The 18,728-nt window shown below is 58.7% G+C and carries 12 protein-coding genes; 2 read left to right on the top strand and 10 right to left on the bottom strand.

From position 1 onward, the window contains the following. Window positions 1-45: 45 nt before the first annotated feature. The 5 genes from HY298_24695 to HY298_24675 all read right to left on the bottom strand — a co-directional run bounded on the left by HY298_24695 (window position 46) and on the right by HY298_24675 (window position 12,614). On the bottom strand, window positions 46-6,237 hold the full coding sequence (locus tag HY298_24695) for a LamG domain-containing protein (GenBank protein MBI3853459.1): 6,192 nt from the start codon (window positions 6,235-6,237) through the stop codon (window positions 46-48). 379 nt (window positions 6,238-6,616) lie between these two features. Further along, window positions 6,617-7,960, bottom strand: coding sequence for an IS1380 family transposase (locus HY298_24690; GenBank protein MBI3853458.1), 1,344 nt, complete (start codon window positions 7,958-7,960; stop codon window positions 6,617-6,619). A gap of 224 nt (window positions 7,961-8,184) precedes the next feature. Continuing rightward, complete coding sequence (gene purL / locus HY298_24685; GenBank protein MBI3853457.1) at window positions 8,185-10,593, bottom strand: phosphoribosylformylglycinamidine synthase subunit PurL; 2,409 nt, start codon at window positions 10,591-10,593, stop codon at window positions 8,185-8,187. Window positions 10,594-10,601: 8 nt separating this feature from the next. After that, window positions 10,602-10,928 carry an HAD hydrolase family protein gene (locus tag HY298_24680; GenBank protein MBI3853456.1) on the bottom strand — a complete coding sequence of 109 codons (327 nt, stop codon included), beginning with the start codon at window positions 10,926-10,928 and terminating at the stop codon, window positions 10,602-10,604. A 294-nt stretch (window positions 10,929-11,222) separates the two neighbouring features. Then, window positions 11,223-12,614 (bottom strand): Gfo/Idh/MocA family oxidoreductase, encoded by a 1,392-nt coding sequence (locus HY298_24675; GenBank protein MBI3853455.1) that lies wholly within the window; start codon window positions 12,612-12,614, stop codon window positions 11,223-11,225. A gap of 216 nt (window positions 12,615-12,830) precedes the next feature. Between HY298_24675 and HY298_24670 the strand changes: the two genes are divergently transcribed. After that, complete coding sequence (locus HY298_24670; protein ID MBI3853454.1) at window positions 12,831-13,538, top strand: hypothetical protein; 708 nt, start codon at window positions 12,831-12,833, stop codon at window positions 13,536-13,538. Next, window positions 13,535-15,094, top strand: a complete 1,560-nt coding sequence (locus HY298_24665; protein ID MBI3853453.1) for a TIGR03663 family protein — start codon at window positions 13,535-13,537, stop codon at window positions 15,092-15,094. Before HY298_24670 ends, HY298_24665 begins: the two co-directional genes overlap by 4 nt. Window positions 15,095-15,126: 32 nt before the next feature. Here the strand turns inward: HY298_24665 and purQ are convergent, their stop codons facing one another. The 5 genes from purQ to HY298_24640 all read right to left on the bottom strand — a co-directional run bounded on the left by purQ (window position 15,127) and on the right by HY298_24640 (window position 18,717). Then, on the bottom strand, window positions 15,127-15,840 hold the full coding sequence (gene purQ / locus HY298_24660; protein ID MBI3853452.1) for a phosphoribosylformylglycinamidine synthase subunit PurQ: 714 nt from the start codon (window positions 15,838-15,840) through the stop codon (window positions 15,127-15,129). A 66-nt stretch (window positions 15,841-15,906) separates the two neighbouring features. Further along, window positions 15,907-16,146 (bottom strand): phosphoribosylformylglycinamidine synthase subunit PurS, encoded by a 240-nt coding sequence (purS, locus tag HY298_24655; GenBank protein ID MBI3853451.1) that lies wholly within the window; start codon window positions 16,144-16,146, stop codon window positions 15,907-15,909. 172 nt (window positions 16,147-16,318) lie between these two features. Further along, window positions 16,319-16,852 carry a DUF1425 domain-containing protein gene (locus HY298_24650; GenBank protein ID MBI3853450.1) on the bottom strand — a complete coding sequence of 178 codons (534 nt, stop codon included), beginning with the start codon at window positions 16,850-16,852 and terminating at the stop codon, window positions 16,319-16,321. 35 nt (window positions 16,853-16,887) lie between these two features. Next, a complete protein-coding gene (locus HY298_24645) occupies window positions 16,888-18,045 on the bottom strand; it encodes a hypothetical protein (protein ID MBI3853449.1) in 1,158 nt (385 codons plus the stop codon). A 291-nt stretch (window positions 18,046-18,336) separates the two neighbouring features. After that, window positions 18,337-18,717 carry a hypothetical protein gene (locus HY298_24640; protein MBI3853448.1) on the bottom strand — a complete coding sequence of 127 codons (381 nt, stop codon included), beginning with the start codon at window positions 18,715-18,717 and terminating at the stop codon, window positions 18,337-18,339. Between the last annotated feature and the right edge of the window lie 11 nt (window positions 18,718-18,728).

Genomic DNA, 18,728 nt, shown 5'->3' with positions numbered 1-18,728 from the left:
GAACTTCTTTCGGATTTCGGATTTCGGTCATCGGATTTCTTTCGGTCAGTAATCAATCGAGTAATCCACTCCCTCATCGGTCACGGTGCCGCTCACGGAGAGCGTCGCGCACGCTTTCAGGCAAAAGGGACACGCGCCGATTTTCCCGCAGAGCCGCGCTTTGCCGGCCATGGACAATTTTCCTTCCGTATCCAGCCGGTAGCCCATAGCCCACGACGCCTCGGCGCTGATGATGCAAATCAAGTCGGCGCTCAAGCTCAACTTCTGCCGGCCACCGATGCTGCCGAAGCGCGGGCCGCCTTGATAAAAGAGCGCGTAGTTGACGCTGCCGGTGAGATCCAGCAGGCAGCTTGAGGAACCGAAAAGAATGTCGGAGAGCGAAACGCTCGCGCCGAACTGGAGATAAATGCCGGCGAATTCGTCGGCCTTGGTGATCAGGACTTCCTCCACTTCCGGATCAATAAACTTGAGCGGGTCGAGCGAGCAGGCGCGGCCGGCAAAAATCCCGACGTTAAAATCCACCGGGATCGCAATGATCGTGACAGTGGCGCCCGCCTTGGCCGCGATATAATTTTCAAACTTGCCGATGGCCAGCGACGCGCCAAAATCATTGATGCTGCCACCCTTGAATCCGATTTTCCCCAGCACCTCGAAGGACCCGCCGATCCCGAGCACCGCGCCTTCTTGCAACGTCCAGCGCGCCTCGATGTTGAGCTTGAGCGGCCCGCCGCTCGACACGCCCAGCCAATCCAGCGGAATATCCTTCGCGCCGAGCGTCACCTCCGCCGCCGGACCGCCTGCCGGGATGCAACTCAGCGCCGTGGATTGCGAATCGAGTTCCTTGATGTCCATGTAGGCCGAGAAGGTCATGTCGTCCGGCAATTTCATTTTGATTTCCGCATCGAGATGAATCCGGCGGAGTGAATCGCCTTCAAAAGTTGGCGAACCGCGAATCTTGGCCGAGAGCAACGAACCGCCGCCTCCGCCCTTCGTGGGTTGGGGAATGCCATCCTGCGCGCCGGCGAGGTACGAACTCAACCCGTCGCGGATCGAACGATTTACCTGGTCGAACAACACGTCCATGAGCTGATCCAACTGGAAATTCTTGTCCGACATGAATTGCCGGAACGCCGTCTGATAACTACCCGGCACGGGCGAGCCGAGGAAGGTGGCGATCAGCCGCTCGCGGATTTCGCGCCTTGCCCGCAAGGGATCCGCGGTGAAGTAATCGTTCGCCGGTCCGACGACGGAATCGAGCAGCTTCACCATGCCGCCGCCAGCCTGCTGCACATAAGTTCCCACCCCGCCCGAGTGATTGGCGGCGTTGAGCGCGGCGGCGAAATCGCCCGACGCGCCGGTGATCTGCGCGCGCAGTTCGGCGAACTGGACGAGCAGTTGGCGCAAGTCGCTTTCGATGCTCGCCAGTGTCGGCTCGAGATCTTGCAGCAGGCTGGCGAGCAGCGAGTCGGGGATGTCTCCGATATCCGCCCCGAATTGTTTGATGACGGCGCGCATGACGTTGCGGTTACCGCCGCCGTCTTTTTTGATCATGTCGAGGAACAGGTTCAACGTCGCTTCCGCGTCGGCGAACGTGTGGTCCAACTGGCCGAACACCTTCGTCGCCTGGCCCGCGGTCCCGTTGAGATTCATGATCGCGGATTGCAGCAAGTTGCTGTTCGCGCCGACGATGGCGGCAGTCTTGGCCAGCAGCGCGGCTTTGCCGTTGGCGGCGAGTTCGGCGGCGAGGGCGTTGTAAAGGTTGTTCACCACCGCCGCATCGAGCGCCGGTTCGAGCACCGGGCGGAAGAAGCCCTCGGGATTTTCGCGCAGGACATTTTGCAGACTGCGGAAGCCGCTGGTCAGGCCGCTCACATCCAGCCCCGCGCCGAGTTGCGAGCGAAGCGCGCCGGCGAGCGAGTCGAGGGGCGCGTTGATTTCATTCAAGGCGTCGTTGGCAAAATCCAGCACCTTGAGGCGCGGCAGTTGCAGATTGAGGTCCTGCGCGAAATCGAAGTCCACCTTGCCGGGCGTGAGTTCCTTGAGCCGGCTGTTCACGTCAATCACCGGCAGGATCACCGTCGCGTCGGCAAAACCCTTGAACTGGCGCAGCGTCTCGTTCCACGCCAGCGGATAGTCGAAGTCCGCCACGTCAATCCAGTTCTGCTGCGCGCGCGGGCGGTAATCCGCGGCGTTCTTGCGATAGTCGGTCAGCGACACGCCGGCCGGCCAGCCGTCGTGCGTCCGGTCAAACTTCGCCGTGTTGAAATAATTTTGTGCCCCGACATTCCAGCCGCGGTGCGTGCCCTTGCCTTCTTCCGCCGCCCAACCGCCCATCAGCGCAAGCTGCGCCGAGTTCGTGCCGGTGGGCGTGACGTGGAGATGGATTTTCACGTCGCGGAAAAACGGCACGCGCACCCGCGCCGCGATATTGTAGAAGCCCGTGGTCGGCTTGTCGGATCTTTCCCAATTGTTGAAGTAACCATCGCCCGCCGTCGTGAGCGGATAAAAACTTCCGCCCGGTCCTTGAAGCTGGAGATTCGCGGGCACAGGGAAACGCGAATCCACGCCTTCCACATCGGTCGCCGCCGTGGCAAGGTTGCCATTGTTCTTGATGGCCAGCGCGGTGTGAAGGGCTTGCGGGATGAAGGGCAATTTGGTTTCCACCCCCAGCACCAGATAGCGCTTGGTGAGGCTGCATGGGTCGCCGGATTCGGGCTTGAATTGCAGGCTCAAGAGCTTCAGATCCGTGTTCCAGTAAACCAGATGCTTGGTGTCAATGTTTGCCGGCAGCCGCGCGGAGTCGAGGTTGCCGCGACACAAGAATTTCATCCGCTCGAACTCCACTGGAAAACCCGACGGCACGGGCAACGTGACCACGCCGTCCGTGCGCGATTCTTCATTGTCGCTGTCGAGGAACGAGAGGCGATAGCTTTGGAACGTGAACGCGTAACCGTAAAGCGTGAGGTTCGTCGGAAAGGTCGCCGATTCATGAATCCCGCTGACGCCGCCAAAGCGCACATAGTATTTGGAACGCGACGTGAGCGGATACGAACCGGTGTCCACGTCGGCGATGACGCTGCGGCCCGACGCCGGCGCGCGGAAATTCAAGCCCGCGTAATTCGCCAGACCCTCGGCGTAGTTGGCCGCGCCCGGACGTTCGACGTAGGTGAAATCGTTGGTGTTCGCGCTCCCGTAGCCGGTGTGCAACAGGCGCGTGGGGCGACGCGCATCCTGTTCGCCCGCCAGATCGTCGGCCTTCAGAAAAGTGCCGGAGAAATAACAAGCGCCGTCCGACATGTCGCTCGTGCGTTGGGCGTATTTGCCTGCGCCCGCAAATCCCCAGGTGAGATTCTGCGGCGCAATCGTGCCGTAAGCCAGCAACCCGCCCTCGGGTGTGAAGCGAAGTTCGCCCAGACCAAAATGTCCGGGCGGCGCGGTAAAGAACAACACCTGATCGCCCACCACCGCCGCATTACTGCAACCGCCATCCGGCGGACAATCGCGCGCGTACCGCAGGGCCACCACGTCTTGCAGCAGCAAATAACTCGCGGCGGTGTCAATCAGGTCGTTCGTGATCACCAGCTCGCCCGGGGCCGCTGGGATGTGGCTGAAGCCAGGCACATAGGGAAAATGCGGGCGGTAGTTGCCCGGCGCCAAGGCCGCCTGGATCGTGAGCAGCGCGCCGCCGTTGGTGTCGGGCCGCACATAGACCGGCGCGCCCGAGACGGCGGCGATATTGCGATAGTAGCTGTCGTTCGAGATGCGATAGCCGCCAAGTTGGTCCACGAGATTCGGACGCTCCGCGTCGAGGTCGGCGTCCTCCTGCTGCCGGACGAACTGGAGCACCTGCGCATCCGGCATGTAGAACTCGCCCTCCGGAATACGCCACAGAATTTGCGAGCCGCCAATCAAGAACGGTTTCGTTTCCTCCGCGAACCAAAGGAGATTCGTATTGTAGGACGCGGCGGTGAAAATGACCGGCGAACTCGTGGGCAACAGATCCGGCCCCAGCGCCACGTTGGTTTTCGACGCAAACGGCATCATGGCGCGAGTGTTCGTGCTGGTCGCCAGGCCGAAGCCCGCGGGAAACCACGCTTCGAGATTCGTGGCCACCATGCCCGCCGCGCTGAGGGTTGCGCCGGGCAGGCGATAACGAATTCCGTTCGTCTCGAAGAACTGTGTGGGGTTGGCCAGGCTGAACGAGCCGTTCAGGTTCGTGGCGAAACCATTCGCGCCGAGATTCACGTTGAACGCCGCGCCGCCGCCGAACTTGAACCCGGGCGCGATCGCGAGATACGCGCCGCCCGCGCCGATTTGCAGTTGCGATGCCAGATGCGTCGGCGCGGTGACCGTGCCGGCCGCCGGTGTGTTGATGACATTGGTGAGGATGGTGTCAATCCCGCCGAAGAAAACATGCCCGTTGAAGTGCAACAACCGCGCGGGGTCGGAGGCTTCCGTGCCGTCCGTCGTGAAGCCGCCGCCCGTCGCGTCATGCGAAAGCGTGCCGGTCATCAGATGGAAATTGTTGACCGAATCCAATTGCACGCCGGTGTCTGGTTCGACGTTTCGGAACTGATTGATCGTTGCCATTCCCGCTGCGACTCCGGAGACAATCGGCGCTGACGCGTTGTAAGACGCAAAGTTGAAAGCGTTGGAGTAGGTGTTGGGCTTGATCGCCAGCGGCGTGCCGGCGGGTGCGATTTGCAGCCCGGTATCCAGTTTGTATGCGACGAGCAAGTTCGACGGCGCGGTGCCGAAGTCGTAGAACCGCCAGAACGTGGCTTTGGCTGTCACGCCGAACGAGTTTACCAAGTCGGCGCCGTTGACGGCGTAATAACGTTCAATGAACGGAATGTCAGTCGCCGCGAGCAGATACACGCTGCCATCGCCCAAATACGCCGTTGAGCCGGTCCACGAGGGCGAGTTGGAGAACGATCCGTTGTAGCCGTGGCCGGTGGCGTCGCCGACCACGGTGCCCGTGCCTTCGTCCAATCGCCAGTAAGCGACCAAATTGGTTTCATTGCCAACGAGCGGACGGTTCTTGAGCGTTTGAATCTCGTTCGTCGTGAGCGCACGATTCCAGACCGTGATCTCATCAAGCGCGCCGTGGAAGCGTTGCGAGTAATTCGCCGGAGAGTAGCACCCGAGCAAAACCGGCTGGGTATTCGTGGGCGGACCGGGCGATACCCACGAGCCGGTGCCAACAACGCTACCATCGAGCCACAACTTTCCGCCTGCCGCGTCCACCGTCAGCGCCGCGTGATGCCAACCGCCATCGGCGACGGTGGCGACCGACGTGGCGTCAATCGCCGCGCCAAAGCCCGGGCGATAAAAAAATCCGCGCAGCTTTCCGTTTTGGACAAAGAGACTCCAGCCGTTGAGGCTGCTCTCGGCGTATTTACTGACGATACCCTGCACAAACGAAACGGTGTTCGTGGTGCGAAACCAGCCCATCGCCGTCAACGGATACGCATTCAGGTTCGTGTTGTGCGGCACCTGCACGTAGCCGTTCGTGCCGTCGAATCGCAAACAATTCGTCGCCACCATCGCGAGCGCAATGGGCGCAGCGGAACCAGTCCAGGCTGGGCTGTTGCTTAAAGTTCCGCCAACGGCGCCAACGACCGCATTGCTGGTGATAGTTCCCATTCCTTCATCCAAATGCCAAAGCCCCGCCAGCCCGTCTTCGTTTCCGGTGAGCCGGCGGTGCTTGAGGTAATTCACGGTGTTCGCGCCAAGCGCCTGGTTCCAGACTGACACCTCATCAATGTCGCCTTGGAAGCGATTCGCATAAGTGTAATAACGCCCAATCTGGAGCGGCAAGGTGGTCGTCACTGGCCCGGCCGGCCCGGTCCAAATCGCAGTCGCTCGCAGTGTCCCGTCCACAAAGACGCGGCCCCCAGTCGCATCCACCGCAAAGGCGATATGGTGCCAGCTCCCGTCGGCGACAAAGCCGGCGTCAATCGGGTTATCACCGCTGGCGAGCACCCAGTTCCCGAAGGATCGGATGTACCAGACATTGACGCGACCATTCACGAGATGCACGGACCAGCCGTCGAATTGAGCGTCGGGATACTTGGAAACAATGCCCTGGGCCGTGGGGTTGATGGACGTGGTGCGAATCCACGCCGTGGCCGCGAAGGGATACGCGTTGAACGCATTCGTGTGCGGGATGCTGACGTAGCCGTTCGTGCCGTCGAAGCGGAGGCAGTTGCCCGCCCCGGATTGTGCCCGCAGCACCAGCGGCGTCAGTAGCAGAGCCGCAAGAGGAACGAATGACGCGAGTCGAGTGGTGACCCACCTTTGCGCCGTCCACCACGACCCTGCGGCCCTGGCGGAACGGCAAGCTGCACGCCAAGGACGCATGAATGCCTTAAGTGTTAGAACGCGTGCATCATCCGCCGACTTCCGGTAAATGCAAGGGGATTATGGTAATGGTACAGTTTGAGTTAACCCGAATATTTCACCATACCTTCGAAATTGATTTTCCGGCTGTCGAAGACGTCTTTCGGGTGATTTTTCAACGCCACTTGCCCTCTCAACTTGATTTGTTCGATTCCGGTACACACGCCCCCTTACCCCCATTGTTTAATCGTGCCGGGGACAGCACCGTTGGGGTCTATCCCGTGTTGAACGCTTTGGCCACTTGCGCAAAGATGTTTTGATACGGGTAGCTGCTCGCCAACAGCAGCCGCACACGCCGCGTGTTGCGCAACACCACGGCGCCAATTTTCAACAACTTCAGCCGGATGGTGCCCACCTGCGCCCGCGCCAAGTCGGTGCCAGCCAAGCCCAGTCGCCGCATCGTCTCCAGCAGCACATACGCGCAACTGGAGAGCAGCAGCCGAAACTGGTTGGCCCACCAATCGTGGCAACTGGTCCGGTCGCTGAACAAACCCAACTGTTGTTCCTTGATCCGGTTCTCCATCTCGCCCCGCGCACAATAAACGTCGTCGTAAAGCGGCTGGGCGTCCGCCTCCAAATTGGTCACCACAAAACGCGGATTGCTCCCTTTGTCCGTGTGCTCCGCCTTGACGATCACCCGTCGCTCCCGCTCCCAACTCTGGGCGGCATATCGCACCTCGGCAAAGAGCCGTTGCTTCTCCTGAGTTTGTTCGTGTTGGGCTTGCGCCTGGTCCATTAACGGCCGGGCCAGAACCAGGAGTCGGTCGTTCTTGGCCAAGCCAATCACATAACCCACCCCGTGAGCGTCGCACCAATGGAGCATCCGCCACCGGCAAAAGCCGCTGTCGGCCCGCACCACGATCTTTACTTGCGGCCAAGCCCGTCGCAATCGCCGGACCAGTAACTTCAGAATCGCCCACGCGTGCCGGGCATTGTCCTGGTTGCTGGGCCGCAAATACGACACCAGCAACTGCTCTCCGCAAAACACATACAGCGCCAGGAAACAATAGTTGCCGTAGTAGCCGTGGAAGAAGCGGCCTTCCTGTTTGCCATGCACCCGGTCATCCGTGCTGTCGAAGTCCAAAATCAGTTCCGTGGGTGCCTGCGCAAAGGCGGCGATGAATTGGTTCACCATGATTTCCTGCACCCACCAAGCCGCCTGGCGGTCGGCCCGATTCTCCCAGCGGCAGAGGGTCGGACTGCTGGCCAGGGCCTCGTCCCGTTCCGCCGCCGTCTGCCAGGCCAGATCCTGCCGCAGATGATCGTGATCGTTCAAATCCTCATACCCCAGGCACAGACCATAGACGCGCTGACGGATGAAGGTCAGCAGCGGATGCACGATGCGCTCCGGGTTGCGCGGATCGGGCAACACCCGGGCCAGCGCCTGGGTCAGTCCCAGTTGGCGGTCGGCTTGGCGCAACAACAGGATGCCGCCATCACTGGTCACGTCCCCGCCGGAAAAACCCGCCGTGACCTGGCGCTTTTTTACGGCTGGAAATTGGAAAAGTTCAGGGTTACAAACTGTCCCCGTGCAATCGTGGTCTCTTGTATTAATCATACACCCATAAACGTGGGCCGGAGATCACGGTTGCACTTTTTTGCAAGGAAATATTCGGGTTAATTGTTTCCGAATGTATTGGTCAGCGGCGTGCATTTGAGTGACCGTATGAAAAACGCCGCGTTCACACAATGGGGGGAAACCCCATGCCCGACGCAGTACATCAAACTGTACCGCTACGCCGATTATGGATTGAACTCGCGTCTCTCTAATTTGGGTGGGGCTTACAGCATCGCGCGGGCGATGCTGTTCCACCAAGAGTCGTGCAACTCAGTGATCGGGGCGGAGAATTCACTGCCCGCCGCCTTCACCGTCAATTTGTCTCCGCCGACTTTTCCGATCTGAACCGCGGGAACGCCCATGAGTTTGGCGCGTTCGACGACTTTCAAGGCGTCGAGGACTTTGCAACTGATGACCGCGCGGCTTTGCGTTTCGCCGAAGAGCAGCGCATCAAGGCGGGTGTCTTTCATCGCACGCAAGTCAATTGTCGCACCAATCAACCTCGGCGTTTCGCGGGCGATGAGTTGGCTGATGCAGCTTTCAGCAAGGCACACGGCTAGACCACCCTCGCTGCAATCATGCGCGCTTTTCACCAAGCCGGATTGAATCAAACCCAGCAGTGTGGTGTGCAGCGTGCGGGCTTGATCGAGATCGCAGCGCGGCGGACTGCCGGTTTTTTTCCCGTGAATTACTTGCAGACAGGCTGAGCCGCCGAGGCCGAGTAGCGGGTCTTGCATGTCCACCGCTTCGCCGAGCAAAATGATCGCGTCACCTCCATCCTTGAACCACTGTGTCGTGACGTGCTCCGGCTTTTCGATGAGGCCCACAACGGCGACCGTCGGCGTGGGGTCGATCGGGCCGGCGGGGCTTTGGTTGTAGAGCGAACAATTGCCGCCGGTGACGGGTGCGTTGAATGCCTTGCATGCTTCGGCCAACCCGCGCACGGATTCCTTGATCTGCCAGAACAGTTCCGGTTTGAGCGGACTGGGCATGTTGAGATTGTCGGTCGTGCCGAGCGGAACAGCGCCGGAGCAGGCGAGATTGCGGCACGCTTCTGCCATTGCCGCCTTCGCGCCTTCGTAGGGATCGAGATAAACGTAAACGCCGTTGCAATCCACCGTCAGGGCGATGAGTTTCTCCGTGAGGCGTGAGGCGTGAGGCGAGTTTGCAGCTTCTGGCAATGAATCCGCCTTGATGCGCAGCACCGCCGCGTCGCTGCCAGGGCAAACGACCGTACCGTCGCGAACCATCTGATCGTATTGGCGATACACCCAGTTCTTGGACGCGATGCTCGGCCAGGCGAGTAGTTTCTTGAGATCGGCAACCGGGTCGGTCGTGTCGGGAACGCCATCGAGGCGAAACGCGCGTACTTCCTTCAAGTACTCCGGCTCTTGGGAATCGCGCTGATAGACCGGCGATTCGTCGGCGATCTTCTTGGCTGGAATGTCCGCGACGACCTTACCGTGATGTTTCACAACCATCCGGCCAGTGTCGGTGACGATACCAACTTCCGCCCACGGCAAATCCCATTTGTCGAAAATGCGTTTCACTTCTTCTTCGCGACCTTTGTGCACGATGATGAGCATCCGCTCCTGCGATTCGCTCAACATGATTTCGTAGCTGGACATGTTCGGCGCGCGTTGCGGCACCTTGTCCAATTCGATTTCGATGCCGGTGCCCGCGCGCGCGGCGGTTTCACAAGTCGAGCATGTGAGGCCTGCTGCACCCATGTCTTGAATGCCTGCGACGGCGCCGGTGGCCAGCAGTTCGAGGCAGGCTTCGCAAACAAGTTTTTCCATGAACGGATCACCAACCTGCACTGCTCCGCGTTGTTGCTCGGCGGATTCTTCGGTCAAATCCTGCGAAGCGAACGCCGCGCCTGCCAGACCGTCGCGTCCGGTGGCCGGTCCGACGTAGAACACCGGATTGCCGATGCCCTTGGCCGCGCCGCGCGCAATTTGTTCGTGGCGCAGCACGCCGAGGCAAAAGGCGTTCACAAGCGGATTGCCCTCGTAGCTTTTGTCGAAATAAACCTCACCCGCGATGGTCGGGATGCCGAAGCAGTTGCCGTAGTGCGCGATGCCGCTGACGACTCCCGCAAACAAACGGCGGTTGTTTTTCAGGGCTGCATCCGCCTCTCCATTCGTAGCAGCCGACGTCAGTCGGCTCTGACTTTTCCCCGAACTTGAATGGAGCGGACTGACGTCCGCTGCTACGTCGGCCACGATTGGCCCAAACCTCAGCGAGTTCACCGCACAAACCGGCCTTGCACCCATCGTAAAAATATCCCGGATGATTCCTCCCACGCCGGTCGCCGCGCCTTGAAACGGTTCGACTGCGCTCGGATGATTGTGCGACTCGATCTTGAACGCAATGGCGATGCCGTCGCCGATGTCAATGATGCCAGCGTTTTCCTCACCCGCGCCGACGAGGATTTTCGGCGACTTGGTCGGAAACGTTTTGAGCAGCGGCCGGGTATTTTTGTAGCTGCAATGCTCGCTCCACATCACCGAGAAGATGCCCAGCTCGGTGTAGCTCGGCTCGCGCCCGAGGACTTCTTTGACGCGGGCGTATTCTTCCGGCGTGAGGTTGTGTTTGGCAACCAACTCAGATGTGATGGCGGGTTCGGTCATGGCAAAATTCAATCAATGTGTTTGCGAATAATTTTGTCGGCCAGCGCAGGCCATGATTCCTCCGTGTTCACGTCGAAGACAAATGGATTCACAACCGTTCCCGGCATATCATCAATGATGATGTCCGGCTTCGCGGCGAATCCTTCAAACATTTCTGTCAAGCCATACAGACTCGCGACTTTGCGGGCGTAATTCGCGCCGTTGGTTGACCACAGAAACAAGTGGCAACCTTTGTCTCGAAGTTTGGTCAAAGCTTCAGGTGCGCTCGGCAGCAGCTTTCCGTCCGCATCGACGAGCGTCAGGTCAACATCAACGAAAACGTTCGCGTTCTTCATCTGAAATTACGCCGCTTGCGCGACGGTTTTTGTTTTTGAGCGCGGGGTACCGGCGACTACAGATAATGCCTCCCTGTTTTTGACGGTCGCTTGGTTTGGGTTGGGCATTTTCAAAAGTCAGATTGCAATTAATTCTGCGTCATAGCTGTGACGCACGGCACAAAACTACCAACGGTGTCGTCGTAGGCGAGTTGTTTTTGCCCCTAGCGCTACGCCCCATGCCTGACAAACAGCAAGGGCGGCCGTTTCCCACGGCCGCCCCTGGTTGGCAATCTGTTTATCGAATCGCGCCGATCAGAGTTTCCAGCCTTTGCGGAACTCGCGGCGGACGAAATGATCCGCTGCCTTCGTGTTCCTGGCTTTCATCTTCGGGCCGTCCCATTCGAGCTTCTGGCCGGCGCGCAACGCGACGCATCCAAGTAGGATGATCTCGGTGAGGTAGCCCGCGATGGCGAACCGCGAGAAGCACATTTCCGGCTTGCCCGCCTTGATGGCCGCAAGCCATTCCAGATGATGACGGCGGTCGGTGTCCGGGCTGAGGGTGTTGCGAGGAATGGTCTGCGCCACGTTCGCGACGGCTTCGTGCTTCGTTCCGGAAATGTATTCCTTGTCATCCTTGAGCTTGATGAAGAATTGCGAACCGTAATCGTCGGGTGAAAAGATTTTGCCTTTGTCGCCGATGAGCAGACAGCCGCTGCCGGGCAGCTTGCCCAGCATGTCCACCACTTCCTTGGTCTGATCACCATGCGGACGGAAACTCTTGGGATTGTTCGGATCGCCGTCATACCACCAGAACGCGACGGGCGGCAAACCCTCGCGCTCGGGAAATTGGAATCGGATCTTCGAACTCAAGGGGTAAGTCTCCTTGTTGATGCCAGAAGATTCGGCCTCGACCTCGGTGGGATATCCCAGCTTCACCGCGCGGAACGGCATGTTGGCGGTGTGACAAGCCATGTCACCCAATGCGCCGGTGCCGAAGTCCTGCCACCCGCGCCATTTGAACGTATGATAGGTGTCCTTCTTATAAGGACGGACCGGCGCGGGGCCGAGCCACACATCCCAATCCAAGCTTTCCGGCACCGGATCTGAACCTTCCGGGCGGTCAATGCCCTGCGGCCAGACCGGACGGTTCGACCAGACGTGGATCTCCCGCACTGGCCCAATGGCGCCCGCCTGAATGACTTCCACCGCGCGGCGCAGCCCGCTTTCCGAACTGCCCTGATTGCCCATCTGGGTGACAACCTTGTGTGCTTTTGCATGTTCCACCATCATCCGCGCTTCATAAACGGAGTAAGTCAAAGGCTTCTGACAATAGACATGCTTGCCGAGTTTCATCGCCATGATGGCCGCGGCTGCGTGATGATGATCGGGTGTGCTCACGGTCACTGCATCGATGCCTTTCGCTTCCGCCAAGAGCTTGCGATAGTCTCGAAACAACTTCGCGTTGGGATATTTCTCCTTGCGCTTATCAAGTGTGTTTTGGTCAACGTCGCAAAGGGCGACGATGTTCTCGCCGGAGCAGTGGTCGGTATCACTCGACCCTTTGCCGCCGGCGCCGATCGCGGCGATGTTCAACTTGCTGTTTAAATTCTGTCCTCGCAGCAGATAAGGACCGCTGAGGGCGGCTGCTCCGATGGCCAACGAGGAATACTTGATGAAAGTACGACGATTTTGTGGAGAAGAGATGACTTGTTTTTTCATGGGCTTGAAATACCCCGGACAGCGACCCAACTCAAGTCCTATTTCATCCCTCATTTAGATCAAATAAACCAAGCCGGTTACGCGTCGGACTCAGTTAAACCCCGGGGCGGGTTGGGATTGCGGGTGGCCAATCGAACCGCTTGCCCTGAGCCGTGGGATTTGGTAACTAGTCCGCTCTGATTGGATTAAACGTCACAAAACATGAATAAAAACTTCTTTCGATGGCCGTCGGTTTTCGCGGTTAGTGCGGCTTTCACACTCCAGATATTCGTCCGCGCCACAGTCAGTTTGGCCGCAGATGCTCCGGGTGATCTAGCGCCACTCCCGCTGGAATTGCCCCCGGCCGGTTACCTGGGCACACCCAAAAACATGCCGCCCGACACCACTGCCGAGAAACCGACCGGCAAACCGCGGCCGCCCTTTCTCGCGCCCAAAGGGGTCAAGAATGTCGCCCTGGGAAAACCGGTGACGAGCAGCGACCCCAATCCGATCACCGGCGAACTGAAACAGATCACCGACGGGAAGAAGGACGCGTTCGACGAGAACGTCGTCCTGTTGCGCAAGCGCACGCAGTGGGTGCAAGTTGACTTGCAGGAGGAGTACAATCTTTTTGCCATCCTGATCTGGCACGAGCACAAGTCGCCGGTGGTTTATCGCGACGTCATTGTGCAGGTTTCCGATGACCCTGAATTCAAAACCGGCGTTCAAACCATCTTCAACAACGATCAGGACAACAGTTCCGAACGAGGCGTGGGCACGGACCGCGAATATTTTGAAGGCTACGAAGGCAAATTGATCGACGCGAAGGGAGTCAAGGCCCGCTATGTCCGCACGTACTCCAAGGGCAGCACGGACAACGCCTTGAACGCCTATACCGAAATCGAAGTGTACGCCCTGCCTGCGAAATGAACCGGTGGTTTGCACCGGGGTTGTTTCTGCTCATCTGCCTCGCGCTGGCGTTTCGACTACCCCAGTTGGATCGTCGCCCCATGCACAACGATGAGGGCCTCAATGCGATGAAGTTCCGCTCGCTCTGGGTCACCAACGACTACAAATATGATCCACACGAATTCCACGGCCCGACGTTGCCTTATGCAACGCTACCGGCGGCGTGGCTGTCGCCCGCGCGAAATTTCGATGACTTTACGGAATCAACTTTCCGCCTCGTGACGGTGGCCTTCGGGATCGGTTTGATTCTGTTGGTTCTGTTGCTCACCGATGGTTTGGGCAAACCGGAAACCCTTTGCGCTGTCGCGCTCACGGCCATTTCACCGGCGATGGTTTTTTACAGTCGCTACTACATCCACGAGATGCTGCTGGTTTTTTTCACGGCGCTGACGCTCGGCGCGGGCTGGCGATATTGGCAAACGAAGTCACTTGGCTGGTGTCTGCTGGCGGGCGCCGGATTGGCACTGATGTTTGCGACGAAAGAAACCTTTGTCTTGTCCGCGGGTTGCCTGGTGCTGGCAGTGCTCGGCAATTTGCTCTGGAGCCGTTGGGTGGACGGTCACCGCAGCGAGATCAAAGGGCATTTGAACTTCAAACACATTGCTGCTGCGTTCGTGGTCGCGCTGTTGGTTTCAGTGGTGTTGTTCACTTCATTCTTCACCAACGCCAGCGGCCCGCTGGATTCGCTGCGGACTTATTTGCCCTGGCTTAATCGCGCCGGTGGAGAATCGCCCCACATTTATCCGTGGGATTTTTATTTGCGCCGGCTGATATTCTTTCATTACCCGAACGGCCCGATTTGGACGGAGGCATTGATCGTGGGATTAGCCGTGATTGGATTCGTCTGCGCGCTCACCCGCCGCTGGCTCGGCCAGACCAATGGGGCATTGGTTCGTGTCCTCGCCTTTTACACCGCCGGTCTGACCCTGAGCTACACACTGATTTCCTACAAGACGCCGTGGTGCCTGCTGAATTTTCTTTATGGCATGATATTGCTGGCGGGCGTGGGCGCGATCGCGTTGCTGCGCGCGTGCAAATTGCCGGGGTTGAAATGGACGACGGCCGCTGTGCTCCTCGCCGCATCAGGACAACTCGGCTGGCAGGCGTGGCGGGCCGGTTTTCCTGACTGTGCCAGCCAATTCAATCCGTACGTGTATGCCCAGACCTCGCCGAACGTCGTGGAACTGATAAACAAAATTGAAGCCATCGCCCGAGTGTCGCCGCAAGGGCACGATACCGTCATCAAAGTCATCTCCTCACAGGAAAGCTATTGGCCGTTGCCCTGGTATTTGCGCCGGTTTAACAAAGTCGGCTGGTGGGATGAAATGCCCAAAGACCCCATCGCGCCGATCATGCTGGTTTCGTCCGGATACGAGGCGAAGTTCGACGAGCGGCCGGACAAGACGCATCTGATGGCCGGTTACTTTCAACTGCGACCGCAGGTTTTCTTCGAGCTGTACGTCGAACTCAACCTCTGGCGGGCTTACGTAAAGACTTTACCACCAGAGAAGGACTGAAGATTCGCGACGCAACCGAACTTCGTGCGATCTCACGCGGCCTTCGCCACCTGTTTGCTGTGCAGCGCGTGAATCATGCTCTCGAAAATCAAACGCCCATCGTCGCTGCCAAGAAGCGTCTCGCACGCGCGTTCCGGATGCGGCATCAAACCGGCGACGTTTCGACGCTCATTGCATATTCCGGCGATGTTCCACAGCGAGCCGTTCGGGTTCGATTGCTCGGTCACTTCGCCCTGCGCGTTGCAGTATTGCCACAGAATTTGGTTGTTCGCCTTGAGTTTGTTCAGCGTTTCGTCGTCGGCAAAGTAACAACCTTCGCCATGCGCGATGGGAATCCTAAGCAGCTTGGCCGGCTGAATCTGGCACGTAAACGGAGAATCGGTCGTGAGCGTTTTCAAAAAAACATGTTCGCAGCGGAACTGGAGCGAACGATTGCGAATCAATGCGCCGGACAACAACCCGGCTTCGCACAACACTTGAAAGCCGTTGCAGATGCCAAGCACCAACCCGCCGTCAGCCGCAAACTTCTGCACCGCCTGCATCACCGGACTGAACCGCGCAATCGCGCCGCAGCGCAAGTAATCACCGTAGCTGAAACCGCCGGGCACGATCACGGTATCGGCATCGCCGAGCGAGGTTTCCTTGTGCCAGACGTAGCGCGCCGAGTGGCCGAGCACATCGCGCAACGCGTGGACGGCGTCCTGGTCGCAGTTGCTGGCGGGGAATTGCAGGACGGCAAAATTCATTACTCGTGATGTTTGATGCGTAAAAAGTGACCGGGAATCCTAACTCACGTGTCACGCTTCACGTCTTCATTCAATTTCCAACCGGTAATCCTCAATCACCGGATTGCTGAGAAACTTGTGGCATGCTTCGTCGAGTTGTTTGCGCACGGTTTCCCTGTCCGCACCGTTGAGTTCGATTTCAAGATATTTGCCGACGTGGACTGCGTTGATGCCGGTGTAGCCCATGTGTTCGAGGGCGTTGCGGACGGTTTTGCCCTGCGGATCGACCACCGCTTTCTTGGGCGTGATGACAATTTTGGCTTTCATGCATCGCGGGATTCGCCCGCTGAAAAACTCGACGTGATGTTGCGGCAGGAAAACTGTGGAGGCGAGATTTTTCTTGAAGCAGGCAACCGCACCGGGCGCATTTGCAAATTGCCGCCTAAAGCGAACTCCAAACCTCGGAGGCCTGATCACTGGTCACGCTTCTCTGTCACGCTTACCGCGCCTGGCGCACGCGGACCGTGTATTTCTTCGCCTGATCGTTTGACGAAACGAACTTCACCTGCTCGGTGGCATTCTCCGTCAGGATGACAGTCTGCCACGGCGTTTCGTCGCCGGTGGCGATGCCATTCACGTCCTTGAACACGCAACCGGCTTGCACTTCGATGCGTCGATTCTCGCGGTTGCGGAGTTGCACGGTCACTTCCAGGCGGCCGTCAGGCAGCGTTTGCGCGAACGGTTGGCCCGTCGTCGTGAGCGAATACCGCACGCCCGGATCCATCAGCACAACCGGCTCGGTGCTTTCGTAGGCCGGGGCTTTCGACTGCTGCGGCACATACGGTCCTTTGTCCTGCGTGGATTCGCAGCCGGTGATCAAGGTTGCAGTGACGGCTGCCAACAGCGCAAGGCAGCAAGGGACAAGTATGGAGAAGGCTGCCGAAACATTCCCCTCACCCGACCTCCGGCCACTCTCTCCCCATCCGATGGGGAGAGGGGCGGGGTGAGGGGTCGTTTGAGTCTTATCGTTCATAACGGTTTGCTGCATTGGTTTACTATGATTCGTTTTCATTGTGTCTGTGGTGTGGTTGAAGTGTCGCTCACGAACACGACTTTGTCACGGTCGGTCGTCGCGACGTTGACATTGATCAATTTGGAAAGTTTTTCATCCGGCTTGCCACTGGCGTCAAGAAACTCAACGGTTACCGCGTGCTGGCCCACTGGCAATGGCACGGCCGCAAAGCTGATGAACTGTGGAAGATTGTCCCAAGTGCGCGTGTCCGCCTCTGGCGTGGTGCTGCTGGAAATAATCTTGCTCGCAATGCCGGCGAGCACCAGGCCCAGACCGACTTCCTGTCCCGCGTTGTGCCGACCGGCTTGCGAGCCGGCGAGGACTGCGCCGCTGATGATGGCTGCCGTGCCTGCGGTGTCCGTGGCAGATTTGAAAACCGCCTTGTTCGCGAGGACATGATCCATGACTCGACCGCCGCGCGTCGTCGCCTGAAAGTTCACGTCGTCCGTCGGCGCGACGAGTTGATTGATGTTCCCGGTTTTGATTCGCGCGGAGACAATCGACGACGAGCGCGTCCTGAAGCGCAGTTCCTCGCCGTATTGCCCGCTCGCATACTTCAACGGCCCCGGCCCAAACTCCAGGATGAACAGCACATTTGCCTTTGGGTTGTATGGCGGCAGATTGATGTTCTTGGCACTGGCCTGTGCGCGCTTGAACGCGTCCGAGCCGTCGCCCGCGAGCTTGGTCGTGGCGTGGCCGTCGAGGTAATCGGGCAACACCCAATCACCTTTGTATTCGTTGCTCTCGGCGTCGCTGTCCTCGAACTCGGCACTGCGGAAACAGGCGCGGGCGTTGTCCAGTTCGCCGTCCATCCAGTAAATCACGCCGCGATAAAAATACGCCATGCTGCGCTCGTACGGCTCGCCGATGAATGTCTTGCGCGCCTCACGCGAGAAATAACCGCGCGCCTTCCGTGCCTCGGCGTCCTTGCCGTAAATCCCGCCGAGCGTCAGCAACGCGTCATCCAGCAGTGGCTTGGCGGTCGCGAAATCGCCACGACGCATGGCGGCGGCGGCCGTGCGGTATTGCCAGAGGACTTTGTCGCGCGGCGGGCCTTCGGCGATCATCTTCGGCCCATCCACCATGATGTCACCGGTCAAAGCGATGTTGTGCTGCGGTGTGGTGGCGCAGCCGGTGAAAAGCAGAGAGGTCAAAAGGAGAACATTCAACATCCAACATTCAACGCTCAACATCCAAGGTCTGGTGCGTGAACGATGCAGGAATCTGATGTTGAATGTTGAATGTTGAATGTTGAATGTTTCCGGAACGCGGGCTTCAGCCCGCTTCAATGTCCGAAAGCGAATGGACGATGAAGCGGCGTGAACGCCGCGCTCCTGCGTCTTGGCGTCCTGGTGTCTTGGCGTTAATCCCTTCATTCGTGAAAACATTATTAACAATTCGGGCTGCGTTCTTGACCAGATGCAAGGAGTGACGGGCGGCGGCACTTATTCCTTATCTGGCGGCCCATCTTTGGCTGCTCCGTCAGAAGTGCGGACCTTGACTGCGTTCACGCGCCCGTCTTTGAAATCGATGTAGAGTTTCCAGTCGCTTGCTCCAAATTCCAAAGGCATCTGAATGATCCAGTCTGTGGGCCTGTCAGCGAACAATTTGAGTTCGTCTGCGCGATTGCTCCAGTAAGCTGCCAAAACGTCTGCATGTGACGCACCGACATTTACGGCTGCACGGATTTGAATCAAAGCGGCCCGATTCGGCTCCTTGCGTTTGCTCGAGTGAAATACCTCGGTAAACCAAAAGCCTCGAATCCACAATGCACCGAGCAAGATAACAACCGCGGCAATGATTACATTCGATCGCTTGAATTTCACGAGCGTTGCCA

The organism is Verrucomicrobiota bacterium, assembly GCA_016200005.1.
Classification (GTDB): Bacteria; Verrucomicrobiota; Verrucomicrobiia; order Limisphaerales; family PALSA-1396; genus PALSA-1396.
This window is presented reverse-complemented; position numbering and strand designations above follow the sequence as displayed.